The 10,829-nt window shown below is 69.2% G+C and carries 12 protein-coding genes and 1 pseudogene; 5 read left to right on the top strand and 8 right to left on the bottom strand.

All coding sequences use genetic code 11. The annotated features are described in order from the left end of the window. The 3 genes from QMK34_RS45415 to QMK34_RS45425 form a co-directional block, all read left to right on the top strand. Positions 1-287 (top strand): hypothetical protein (locus QMK34_RS45415; RefSeq protein ID WP_326421105.1); only part of this gene is annotated, 287 nt, incomplete at its 5' end. An 866-nt stretch (positions 288-1,153) separates the two neighbouring features. Next, positions 1,154-2,047 (top strand): MerR family transcriptional regulator, encoded by an 894-nt coding sequence (locus QMK34_RS45420; RefSeq protein WP_326421106.1) that lies wholly within the window; start codon positions 1,154-1,156, stop codon positions 2,045-2,047. Between the two features lie 85 nt (positions 2,048-2,132). Continuing rightward, positions 2,133-3,149, top strand: a complete 1,017-nt coding sequence (locus QMK34_RS45425) for a DUF5914 domain-containing protein (RefSeq protein ID WP_326421108.1) — start codon at positions 2,133-2,135, stop codon at positions 3,147-3,149. On the opposite strand, the gene QMK34_RS45430 is transcribed toward QMK34_RS45425, so the two are convergent. Beyond that, positions 3,107-3,700 (bottom strand): MMPL family transporter, encoded by a 594-nt coding sequence (locus QMK34_RS45430; protein WP_326421110.1) that lies wholly within the window; start codon positions 3,698-3,700, stop codon positions 3,107-3,109. The two genes, QMK34_RS45425 and QMK34_RS45430, sit on opposite strands and share 43 nt — an antisense overlap. An 80-nt stretch (positions 3,701-3,780) precedes the next feature. Between QMK34_RS45430 and QMK34_RS45435 the strand changes: the two genes are divergently transcribed. Then, entirely contained in the window at positions 3,781-3,915 is a 135-nt protein-coding gene (locus tag QMK34_RS45435; RefSeq protein ID WP_326421112.1) for a hypothetical protein, read from the top strand. 10 nt (positions 3,916-3,925) lie between these two features. On the opposite strand, the gene QMK34_RS45440 is transcribed toward QMK34_RS45435, so the two are convergent. Genes QMK34_RS45440 through QMK34_RS45470 form a run of 7 tightly spaced genes read right to left on the bottom strand, consistent with a single transcriptional unit; the run spans position 3,926 to position 10,434 of the window. Then, positions 3,926-5,464, bottom strand: a complete 1,539-nt coding sequence (locus tag QMK34_RS45440) for an FAD-dependent oxidoreductase (protein ID WP_326421113.1) — start codon at positions 5,462-5,464, stop codon at positions 3,926-3,928. Further along, a complete protein-coding gene (locus tag QMK34_RS45445; RefSeq protein WP_326421114.1) occupies positions 5,461-6,195 on the bottom strand; it encodes a class I SAM-dependent methyltransferase in 735 nt (244 codons plus the stop codon). The genes QMK34_RS45440 and QMK34_RS45445 overlap by 4 nt, the downstream gene beginning before the upstream one ends. Next, positions 6,192-6,512, bottom strand: a complete 321-nt coding sequence (locus tag QMK34_RS45450) for a lycopene cyclase domain-containing protein (protein WP_326421116.1) — start codon at positions 6,510-6,512, stop codon at positions 6,192-6,194. The genes QMK34_RS45445 and QMK34_RS45450 overlap by 4 nt, the downstream gene beginning before the upstream one ends. Beyond that, positions 6,509-6,853 (bottom strand): lycopene cyclase domain-containing protein, encoded by a 345-nt coding sequence (locus QMK34_RS45455; RefSeq protein ID WP_326421118.1) that lies wholly within the window; start codon positions 6,851-6,853, stop codon positions 6,509-6,511. Before QMK34_RS45455 ends, QMK34_RS45450 begins: the two co-directional genes overlap by 4 nt. 1 nt (position 6,854) lies before the next feature. Beyond that, positions 6,855-7,823: a phytoene/squalene synthase family protein gene (locus tag QMK34_RS45460; RefSeq protein ID WP_326421119.1), complete on the bottom strand. Its 969-nt coding sequence runs from the start codon at positions 7,821-7,823 to the stop codon at positions 6,855-6,857. Next, positions 7,820-9,340: a phytoene desaturase family protein gene (gene crtI, locus QMK34_RS45465; protein ID WP_326421120.1), complete on the bottom strand. Its 1,521-nt coding sequence runs from the start codon at positions 9,338-9,340 to the stop codon at positions 7,820-7,822. The genes QMK34_RS45460 and crtI overlap by 4 nt, the downstream gene beginning before the upstream one ends. After that, positions 9,337-10,434 carry a polyprenyl synthetase family protein gene (locus QMK34_RS45470; RefSeq protein ID WP_326421122.1) on the bottom strand — a complete coding sequence of 366 codons (1,098 nt, stop codon included), beginning with the start codon at positions 10,432-10,434 and terminating at the stop codon, positions 9,337-9,339. The genes crtI and QMK34_RS45470 overlap by 4 nt, the downstream gene beginning before the upstream one ends. Positions 10,435-10,627: 193 nt before the next feature. Between QMK34_RS45470 and QMK34_RS45475 the strand changes: the two are divergent. Beyond that, positions 10,628-10,829, top strand: a pseudogene (locus QMK34_RS45475) (cytochrome b); the annotation flags it as partial.

The raw sequence follows: 10,829 nt of genomic DNA on the forward strand, positions 1-10,829 counted from the left end.
CCCCACCGGCGGACCTGCGCAACCTCGTGCCGGGCGGCAAGGAGATCACCTTCCCCGTGACGGTGACCCGCCAGGACGCGCAGCCGAACGTCACCGCGTTGTCGGTGGAGATCTCCTACGACGACGGCGTCACCTGGCAACCGGTCGAGCTGACCCCGGACGGTCCACAGTGGACGGCCAAGGTCCGCCACCCGGCGAGCGGGTTCGCCTCGTTGCGGGCCAAGGCCACCGATGGCTTGGGCAACACGGTGAGCCAGACCATCACCCGCGCCTACCAGATCGGCTGAGCGGTGGGGGTTCGCCCCGCCGGGCGAACCCCCAGACCAGGCCACCGGCCTGGTGGCGCGGATGCCTCACCTCAGGTGCGCGATGGCTTTCCGGCGTCAGAAGCCGGCCCGCGGCAGCGTGTCCTCCAGCTTGTCCAACGCGGTGTAGGCAGTTCAGTCCCCGGAAGTCGACTCTGACGACCTCTTGGGGCACGCGGCGGCGCATCTGGAATCACCGGACTACACGATCAAGCTCACCGTGTAGATGTCACGCGCTGATGTTGTGGAGCCCGCCATGGTTCCGGCAGCCCTTGGGTGCGGGGATCTCCGGCAGGGCCTGGTGGAACGCGGGCGTCCGGCCAGCCACATACCGGATGTCGGCCCAACGAGGATTCGCTGCCCTCTGAGAAGGCGTCCGGAAACTGATGTCATGTCGTCCAGTTTGGTGCCTAGGGCCGTGTTGACTGACGGGTGACTGTCACGCGGTCTGTTCTGGTGAAGGGGACTTTTGCGACGTTGAGTCGAGAGAAAGTCCCCTTCAGTCGCGACCCCAGGCTTTGCCGTGTGCCCTGATGGGAGCCTTCACGGCGTTTAACGCTGTCATGGTGGCCTTCAGGGGCACGTGTGAAACGGTCGTGGCGGTATGAAACGGTCGAATGGGCAGATTTTTCGTCCTTTGTGGAGGGTAAGCGGCTTCGAAGGACAGGCGCCCGAGGCTTCGAGCGGCGACTACTACGTCAGTTCTCAGACGCGTTCTGAGATGTCTTGGCCTACCAACGCCGTGGAGTATCACCCACAGCGCGCCACTTTTTCGAGTCCAGCTGAAAATCGTTGTACCCTGGTGTGCTGTACGCGCTTTAACCGAGCTGTGTGAAATCGTGGGTGCGATGAACGTCGAAGAGGACGCCGCGACGGCCCCGGGGTTGTGGACGCCCGGCAGGGTCGCCGAACTGCTGGACGTTTCTCCAGTCACTCTGCGTAGTTGGGATGCCCGGTACGGCATCGGCCCGTCGATCCGGTCGGATGGTCGCCATCGGCGGTACTCAGACGTCGATGTGAAGCGCCTGCAGTACATGCAGCGCCTGATCGAACGTGGGGTGAAGGCCCGTGAGGCTGCGGCGGTGGCTCTGTCGGGGCGCGCGGTCGAGGGCGTCGTTCCGTCGGACAGTGTGCGTGGTCTGGCCCGCGCGGCGGAGGAGTTGAGGTTCGCGTCGATGGCGGGGCTGCTCGACGAGTCGCTGGCGACGAACGGGCCGGTCGCCACCTGGAACGAGGTCTTGGTGCCGGTCCTGCGCGATTTCGGTGCGCGTTGGCGGCGGGGCGCTGTCTGTTTCGAGGCGGAATGGGCGCTGACGGACGAGATTTCGTTCGCGCTCGAGCGTTACAGCAGGCCGGTCCGGGAGCCGATGGCGGGGCGAGCCGTGTTGTTGGCCTGTTGCCCGGAAGAGCGTCACTCGTTGCCGATGGAAATCCTGCGTGCCGCGTTGGCCGACTACGGCGTGCCCGCGGTGTTGATGCGGCAGCTGGTGCCGCCGGAGACGACTATCGGGATGGCGCTGAAACTCGATCCCGCCGTGGTGGTCCTGTGGTCGATGTCGTCGGCCACGGCAGACGACCTGCTCGTGCAGCGCCTTCAGCGCCGGGATTTCCCGGTCTGTGCCGCGGGCCCTGGCTGGGAGCGGTTTTCGGAACTGCCCGTCCCGTGGGTCAACGATCTCGTCGGCGCGCTCGACATGGTCGCTGACCGATCGCTCGCCGGGAGCGCACCCGCCGTCCGGTAGGCGCCCCCGTCACGCAAAGCGTTGCGCAATCGCTGCAAATGCACGAGGATGGGCGGGCGCGTGCTCGGGCAGCGGGGAGTGGGTTTTGTCGATCAAAAAACGGCTGGTGGATCGTTGGCCCGCGGACTGGCCACTTCAGCCGTTCCGCGAGCCTGCGTGGGCCGAGCAGGAGCCGACCTATCGTGAGGCTTCGCCGTCGCTCATCGAGGCCGCGGTCAAGCGCGCCGGCGCACGGCAGTCGGGGAACTGGTTCGTTGTCGCGGCGAGTCGCGACGTTCGCTCGGGCGCACCTTTCGGCGTGACTGTCGGCGGGGTGGAACTCGTGCTGTGGCGGACGGCGGCAGGGCGGCTCGCAGCGGGACCCGGTGCTTGCCCGCACCTCGGCGCGCCGCTGGCGGACGCCCGCGTGCATCGCGGGGAGCTGGTCTGCCGCTGGCACGGGCTGCGGCTGGGCGAAGACGGTCTCGGCGGCTGGTCGCCGGTGCCGTGCCATGACGACGGTGTGCTGGCCTGGGTGAGGCTCGATCGCCTCGGGGGAGAGGAACCCACCGGCGCTCCGGTGGTGCCGCGCCGCCCGGCCGCCGCGGCGAGTATCGACGCGGTGGCGACGGTGGTGGGCACGTGTGAGCCCGAGGACATCGTCGCGAACCGGCTGGATCCTTGGCACGGCGCGTGGTTTCACCCGTACTCGTTCGCCAAGCTCCGTGTTCTCGACGCGCCGCGGAGCCACGACGTCGGGGATGAAGACGACCGGTTCCGGGTCGAGGTGACCTTCCGGGTCGCGAGCCGGTGGGGCGTCCCGGTCCTGGTCGAGTTCACCTGCCCGGAGCCCCGCACGGTCGTCATGCACATCGTCGAGGGCGAAGGCGAGGGGAGCGTGGTGGAGACGCACGCGACTCCACTTGGCGTGGGTCGTGACGGCCGCCCCCGTACCGCGGTCATCGAGGCCACGATTGCCGCCTCCGGGCGGCCCGGGTTCGCGCTGGCCCGGAAGGTCGGCCCCGTGCTGCGGCCGCTGATGCGCCGGACGGCCGCCCGCCTGTGGCGTGACGACCTCGACTACGCGGAGCGCCGCTGGTCGCTGCGCGACTCCAGGTCCTGAGGCTCCTGAATGGAAACGGGGCGTGGCCGACGAAGAAACCGTCGACCACGCCCCGGCTGTTCACACCTGACCGTCAGTGCGCGTGAGGCGATCCGCCGACAACGGCCTCGGGGGCGGACTCTTTTCCTGGCCTGCGGCGACTTCGCTCGCGGTGGGACCCGCAAGGCCGTCGAGAGCCATTTCGGCATCCACCAGTTCAGGTCGCGCAGCAACGACACCAGTGACGGCACGAGAACCGTGCGCACGATGGTGGCGTCGAGCAGGATCCCGAGCGCCAGGCCGGTCGCCAGGATCTTCACCTCGGTGACCGGGACCGTGGACAAGGCGATGAACGCGAGGAACAGGATCAGCGACGCCGACTTGACCAGCCTCCCGGTGCGGCTCACGCCGGACACGATCGCTTCCTCGGTCGTCTTGCCGTCGCTGTGTTCCTCGTTGATCCGCGCGAGGATGAACACCTCGTAGTCCATCGACAGTCCGAAGAGGAATGCGAAGATCGCCAGCGGGACCCATGCGGTGATGGAGCTGGTCGCTTGACTGCCGAACAGCACCTCGGTGCCCAGCCCGTGCCTGCCTTCCCGTCCGTCGCGAGCGTGCTGGCTTCCGGTGCGCCGAGGCGATCGTCGGCACGGTGGTCGTTTACGGCCTTCCGCTGACCGTCGCCGTCATCGTGACCACGGCACTCGGCCCCGCGGTCATTCTGGCGCTGATCGCCTGGACGCAGGTGCGCGCGCAGCGGTGGGAGAACCAGGCACGGGCGCGCTGAACACCGGCGATCACCCCGTCGCGCGGGTGGCCAATGCGCGTAGCACGGCGAGCCGTCCGCGGTTGGGCACTGAACGAAGCGGATGCCCGGCGATGCCCCAGCTGGCGAGGAGCCGGTTCGCGGCCAGCCAGCCCGTGGTCGCCGCCCGTTCCATCAAGGCGACCGGCAGGTCGACGCGGATGCCGTCCCCGGCCAGTACCAGGCCGTCGTCGGGCGTCGAAACCCTGGGCCTGCGGGCGAAGCCGCCGACCGCGAACAGGGGACAGTCCTGCCGCCACAGGGTGAGGTCGCCGAGCACGGTGGCGTCCGCGGTCTCCGGATAGATCTCGTGCAACCGCTTCTCCAGCTGCTGCGAAAGGCCATCCCGATCGTGGGTGTCGGCGGCGTAGGCATGCAGTTCGACCACGGCGCCGCCGGTCCGCGCCGCCCAGCGCCGCGCTTCCGTTTCGTAGCGGTCCAGCACGCTGATGTTGTCCAGCGGCGAGAAACTGCCGGTGCCGAGGAACGCCGAGCGAGACGCAGCCACCGGCTTGTCCAGCCAGAGCCGACGAACCAGGAACGGCGGTGCCACCTGGAGCGCGGCCACGTCCGCTCGCCATTGCGCGGTGCCGAGGCCGCCGGAGGTGGACACGAGCCGTCGAAGCGCTCCCGGGTCGCAGGTGAGCACGACCGCGTCGAACCGCCGCGCGGACCGGTGTCCGGTGTGGACGGTGAACCCGGCCGGGTCTCGGTCGACGGCCGCGACCGTGGTCCCGGTATGGATGTCGACGCCTCGGTCCGCGAGGTAGCCGCTCAACGGTGACCACAACACCTCCGGGAACGGCGCGTCGGGCACGTCGAAGACCAGCCCCTCACTCGAGCCGAGGAAGTAGAGGTGGAACATCGCCGCCAGCTCGGCGGCCGACAGCTCGCGAGGGTCGGCGAAGAAGCTTCGGGAGAACACCTCGAACGCGAGATGCCTTGCCGCTGGGGGAAAATTCAGCCTCTCGAGGTAGGCGGCGGCGTCGATCCCGTCGAGGCGATCGTAGATGCCGGGAACGCTGACCGTGGCCAGCGGCAGGGCCTCGCGGGCGTTGAGGCCGAGGAGGTCTCGCCAGGTGAATGTCGGGCTGCGCAGCGCGAACGCGATCGCGTTGAGCGGCGGCGTGGTCGGCAGACCGGCGAAGGTGTCGACGCGTCCGTGGGCGTCGAGCAGCGGGTAGTCGGCCAGCGGGGTCAGCCGGTCCAGGCCCGGGTCGGTGCGTTTGAGCAGGGCGCGGAGGTTGTAGTACTGGCGGAAGAAGGCGTGGAAGCCGCGGCTCATCGTGACGTCCGTGCCGTCGGCCAGCTGCGCGGGCCAGCCGCCGACCCGGCCGCCGAGGTGGTCCTCGCGCTCGAAGACGGTGACCGCGACACCGCGTTCGGCCAGGCCGGTGGCGGCGGTGAGCCCGGCGATCCCGCCGCCGACCACCGCGACGGAGGGCCGGGGCGAGATCCGGTGCGCGTCGGGCGTCCCCGCGGGTGCGGGATAGGTGACCAGCTTGCGGTCACGGCCGATCGGTGACGTCATCGCCCGGCGCCGGGAGCCGTGCCCAGCACGGTGTGGACGATGTCGCGCTGCCAGCCCCCCATCGTCGAGGCCTTGACGTCGGTGAACCCGGCGTGGACGAGCCGCTCGGTCAGCCCGGCGACCCCGTCGAACGTCAGCACGCTCCGGCGCAGGTGCCGGAACAGGGTTGCGTCGCCGGTGGTCACCCGGCCCGCCGGGATGATGATCGCGGCACACACGGCGTTCCACACGATCCTGGCGCGCCGGGAGTCACGGACCGAGTACTCGTGCACCGCGATGCGCCCACGCGGCGAAAGCAACGCACGCAGGGCCCGCAACACACCGTCGGGGTCGGTCAGGTTGCGCAGGAGGTACGCGGCGAGGATGCCGTCGAAAGGTCCGTGCACGTTCGCCGTGTCGAGGTCCTCGACCCTGGTGTGGACGAACTTCACGGTGTCCGGCCAGTTCTTGCGCCGAGCCTGCTCGAGCATGGCGCCCGAGGCGTCGATCGCGGTGATCCGGGCGTGCGGCGCGACGGCCAGCAGCGACGCGGTGGAGGCACCGGTGCCGCAGCCCGCGTCGAGCAGGTGCAGCCCCGCCCCGCCGGACGGCAGTTCCAGCCGTTCCGCGGACCGGCGCAGGTGCGCGTGGTAACCGGGGTTCACGCCGACGAGCCGGTCGTAGGAGCCGGCGCCGTGGTCGAACGCCGTCGGCACGTCCGCCCGCGGCAGGCCCAGGCGATCGAGAGTCATGCGGTGTCCCTTCCGGAGCCGCCCTTTTCCCAGAGCAGGAGCACACAGGTGATCAGGGCGAACCCGAAGAAGAAGTCTTCGACGGGAATGTCCCACGGAAAGCGGATCCCGGTGACGTGGGCGGGGGAGTAGCGCACGATCGGCGCGCTCAGCTTGGTCAGCCAGCCGTCGACGGGGATCTGGAAGGCGGTGACGATGACCATGGTGATCCAGTACGCGGGCTTGCGGAACAGCCCGGTGTGCAGGACCAGCACCTCGATCGCCACCACCGCGGCCACCGCGGCCACGGCCGGGATCGTGTAACCCCAGGGGATCATCGGCGGCCCGCGGCCTGACGGCGGTGGCGGCGCAGGAACGTCAGCGTGAGTTCGACCGCCTCGTAGGTCAGCAGCCCGCAAACCGGGATCACCACGAAGAACAGGACTTCTTCGATCGGGATGTTCCACGGCACGCGCAGGCCCGACACGAAAGCCGGGTCGTAGGTCCAGACGTTCGCGCTGATCGCGAGTGCGTCCCAGACCAGGAAGAGGACCGCGATCGGAAGGATCGAGCGCAGCAGACGTCGCGGCTGCCGGTACACGTGGGCACCGGCGAGTTCCAGCGGGATCGTCACCAGTACACACGCGCCGAGCACGAGCAGGTACTCCGCCTTGCCCACCTCAGCTCACCGCCGTGGTGGTCGGCGCCGTCGGAGGTGTGTGCCGCCGGCGTGCCCATAGTGCCCGCAGCAGCGCTCCGCTCGCGACGACCAATCGTCGCCGGTCCGGCACGGTCGCCCGGCGCGCGAAGACGTTGTGCCCCACGTCCTCGATCCGGTCCAGGATCTCGGAGTACAGCGCGAGTGCCGTCGCCACACACGGGCGCGAGACCGGGTGCAGCAGGGCGACCCCCGGACGGGCGACGCGGTAGATCGCGCGGGTGGTGGCGATCTGGTCGGCCAGTGCCCGTTTCACCGCGGGGTCGACGCGCTGGTGCGTGGCACACCAGCGCAGCCGGTCGCGGTCGACGCCGAAGGACGCGAGTTCGTCGGCGGGGAGATAGACGCGGTTCCGACCGAGGTCTTCGGCGACGTCACGCAGGAAGTTGGTCAGCTGGAAGGCCTTGCCGAGCGCCGCAGCCCGGGAGGCGGCCTCGTCGTGGTCTGAGACCACCCCCAGGATCGGCAGGACCTGCAGGCCGATCACCTCGGCCGAGCCGTGCACGTACTCGTCCAGCGCGCCGCGATCGGGATAGCCCTCGACCGTGAGGTCCATGCGCATCGACCGGAGGAACGCACTGAAGTGCCTGGTGGGGATGGCGTACCGCTTCGTAGTGTCGATCACCGCGCTGAGCAGAGGATCGTCACTGTGCCCCGTGGCGAGACCGGTGAACAGCCGGGTTTCGACGTCGCTGAGCCGCGCGGCGATCCGGTCTGTCGTCGTACCTGGCGCGGGTTCGTCGACGAGGTCGTCGAGCCAGCGGGCGAAGCCGTAGAGAGCGTGCACCGCGGGCCGTTGCGGCAGGCTCAGCATCTTCGTCGCCAGGAAATAGGTCCGGCCGTGCACCGCGTTGAGCCGTCGGCACTCCGAGTACGCGGAACGCAGCGCGGGGTCGTCGATCCCGGCGGCGTCGAGTTCTTGCCTGGTCATCGCGCACCCCTCGCCGAGAGGTCGACGGTGGTGCGGGCCGGCCGTGACCGCGTGCCCGTGATCCGGTCCGCGGCCAGCCGTCCCGAGATCAGGACGGTCGGCACACCGACCCCCGGCACGGTCGCTCCACCGGCGAGGACGACGTTGTCGACGCCACGGGGAAGGTTCCCGGGGCGGAACGGCCCGGTTTGGCCGAACGAATGCGCGTAGCTGAACGGCGTCCCCGCCACCATTCCCCGCTCGGCCCAGTCGGCGGGACTGATGACGTGCGAAACCTCGGGTTCGAAGCCTGGCAGCAACCGCTCGCGGACGATGTCGAGCAGCGACTCGACGTACGGGCCGGACTCCTGCCGCCAGTCGAGCGGCGCGACGTCGAGATTGGGCACCGGCGCGAGGATCGAGAGCAACTGGCAGCCGGGTGGGGCGAGCCCGGGGTCGGTCGCGGTCGGCCGGGTGATCAACAGCGAGGGATCGCTCATCAGCCGTCCCTGGGAGATCAGTTCGTCGAACGTGGACTTCCAGGCGTCACCGAACGAGATCGTGTGATGGCCGACTTCCGGCCGGTTCCCGGTGACGCCCGCGTGCAGCACCAGCGCGGAGGGAGCCGCTCGCAGTCGCGTTATTCTTCGGGGTGTTCTGCCGAGCAGCCGGTAGCTTTCCGGAGCCTCGGTCGTGAGGACGACCGCGTCGCAGGCAACGCGTTCGCCGGTGTCGGTCAGGACCGCGTGGACCCGGTCGCCCCGGCGATCGAGTGCGGTGACCTGTTTCCCGTAGCGGAAGTCGACACCAGCGTCGGCCGCGGCCGACGCGAGGGCCAAGGGGAGCGCCGCCATCCCGCCGCGGGGGAAGTACACGCCGCCCACTGTGTCCATATAGGAGATCACGGCGTACAGCGCGAGCGCGTGCATCGGTGATTCGCCTGCGTAGAGCGCCTGGAAGCTGAACACCCGTTTGAGCCGTTCATCCTGCAGGAACGAGCCGATCTTGGGATCGAGCCTGCGGAAGCCGCCCAGCGCGACCAGCCGCGCGAGATCCTTGGTCACCATCTCCAGCGGAGAGTCCATGTTGGCCGCGATGAACCGGTCGTACTCGACCGCGTAGAGCCGGGTCAGCCAGGCTCGGAGCTGGCGGTAGCGGTCCACTTCGGCAGGCCCGGCGAACTCACGGACGGCCTCGCACATCATGTCGAGATCCGAATGGACGGCCAGGTTCCCACCATCGGCGAAGTGCGCGGTGTACGCGGGATCCAGCCGGACGAGCGGGAGCCGCTCGGTCATGTCCGCGCCCACCGCGTCGAAGGTGTCCCGCACGATGTCGGGCATGGTGAGCACGGTCGGCCCGGTGTCGAGCTGGAATCCCCGCAGATCGAGGTGCCCCGCGCGGCCACCCGGGCCGTCGGCGCGCTCCAGAACGGTGACATGGCGGCCACGCCCGGCCAGGTGCAGGGCCGCGGACAGCCCGGCGAGACCGGCTCCCACCACCACGACCTTGCTGTTGGCCCCTTTGACCGTCCTCATCGGACACGCTCCGTGCACTGTGCCGCGAGGAGGACCAGGGCCTCGCGGGAGTGCGGCGGGATCACCGCGGCGTCGATCGCCGCGAGCGCCCGGGTCACGCGCTGGGCGATGAGGAGTTCCATCCGGTCCGGCGCACCGGTGTCGACGATGAGTCGCTGCCACCGGGCGATCGCGTCGGCGTCCACGACCTCGAGGCGGGCCAACTCGCGCAGAGCACGCGACTGCGCGTGGTCGGCCAGGTCGCTCGCGAGGACGACGAGGCTGGTGGCTTTACGTTCTCGGAGATCCTCGCCGACCGGCTTTCCGGTGACCTCGGGATCGCCGAAGACCCCCAGTACGTCGTCGCGGAATTGGAAGGCCTCGCCCAGCAACCCTCCGTAGCGGCCGAGACAGGCGATGACCTCGGCGTCGCAACCGGCCATCGCCGCCCCGAACTCCAGCGGGCGGCGCACCGTGTAGTTGCCCGACTTGCGCCGGATGACGTCCACCACGCTGGCCCAGCTCGGCGCCGCACCCGCGTCGTTGACAAGGTCCGCGAGCTGCCCCACAGCCAATTCGGTGCGCATGGCGTCGTAGTGCGGCCACGCCCGCCCGAGCTCCTTGGCGCCTACGCCGCTCTCGCGCAGCATCTGCTCGGCCCACACCAGGAAGAGGTCGCCGAAGAGGGTGGCCGCGGAATCGCCGAACCGGTTCGGCGATCCTTGCCATCGTTGACGTCGATGCCACTGTGCCAGCGCCGTGCGCAACGCTGGGCGGCCGCGGCGCAAGGACGACGCGTCCATCACGTCGTCCTGCGCGAGCGCGAAGCAGTGGAGCAGCTCCAGACTGGCGACCGCGCGAAGCGCCCGATCGTCTCCTGCTCTGCCACAAGACCAGCCGACATACGCGAACGCGGGGCGGAGGAACTTGCCACCGGCCACGAACTCCGGCAGTGCCGTGAGGGCTAGCGCTCCTTCTTCGCGTCCGGTGAACTGCTCATCACATCGTTCGCGGACGTAGTCGTGAGCCTGCCGTCGACTTTGGGTCTGGATCCTCGTCAGCCATTCGGCTGGTTCAAGCCCCAGCTCCGCAGTCTCGTCAGCGGTGACCGCCATCCGTTCCCCCTCGCACGATCAGCTGGTGCCGATGCAGAGTCAAAGCGATGCGCAACCGTTGCACACGAGCTGCCTGTTGTCCACACGGTGGAGATGCCCGCCGATGTGGCGATTGCAACCGTTGCAGATTCGATGCAACTGTCGCAAGATGGCAGGTACTAGCTTCGACATCCACGTCAGAGGATGGTGCGAGATGAGCGCGTTGACCACGCCGACCCGGGGAACGAACCCGGTCGAGAAGGCGGCGGGCGCCGGCGCGAAGTGGGCCGACGACCGGTATCACCTGGCCAAGGGGATGCGGCACCAGCTCAACAAGGTGTTCCCGACCCATTGGTCGTTCCTGCTCGGTGAGATCGCGCTGTACAGCTTCATCATCCTGCTGCTGTCGGGTGTCT

Source organism: Amycolatopsis sp. H20-H5 (genome assembly GCF_035828755.1).
Classification (GTDB): Bacteria; Actinomycetota; Actinomycetes; order Mycobacteriales; family Pseudonocardiaceae; genus Amycolatopsis.

What these genes read in the sequence shown, in the direction of transcription:
- QMK34_RS45420 (WP_326421106.1), top strand. Translation starts at nt 1,154, where the DNA reads ATGAACGTCGAAGAGGACGCCGCGACGGCCCCGGGGTTGTGGACGCCC.
- QMK34_RS45440 (WP_326421113.1), bottom strand. Translation starts at nt 5,464, where the DNA reads ATGACGTCACCGATCGGCCGTGACCGCAAGCTGGTCACCTATCCCGCA.
- QMK34_RS45445 (WP_326421114.1), bottom strand. Translation starts at nt 6,195, where the DNA reads ATGACTCTCGATCGCCTGGGCCTGCCGCGGGCGGACGTGCCGACGGCG.
- QMK34_RS45450 (WP_326421116.1), bottom strand. Translation starts at nt 6,512, where the DNA reads ATGATCCCCTGGGGTTACACGATCCCGGCCGTGGCCGCGGTGGCCGCG.
- QMK34_RS45460 (WP_326421119.1), bottom strand. Translation starts at nt 7,823, where the DNA reads ATGACCAGGCAAGAACTCGACGCCGCCGGGATCGACGACCCCGCGCTG.
- crtI (WP_326421120.1), bottom strand. Translation starts at nt 9,340, where the DNA reads ATGAGGACGGTCAAAGGGGCCAACAGCAAGGTCGTGGTGGTGGGAGCC.
- QMK34_RS45470 (WP_326421122.1), bottom strand. Translation starts at nt 10,434, where the DNA reads ATGGCGGTCACCGCTGACGAGACTGCGGAGCTGGGGCTTGAACCAGCC.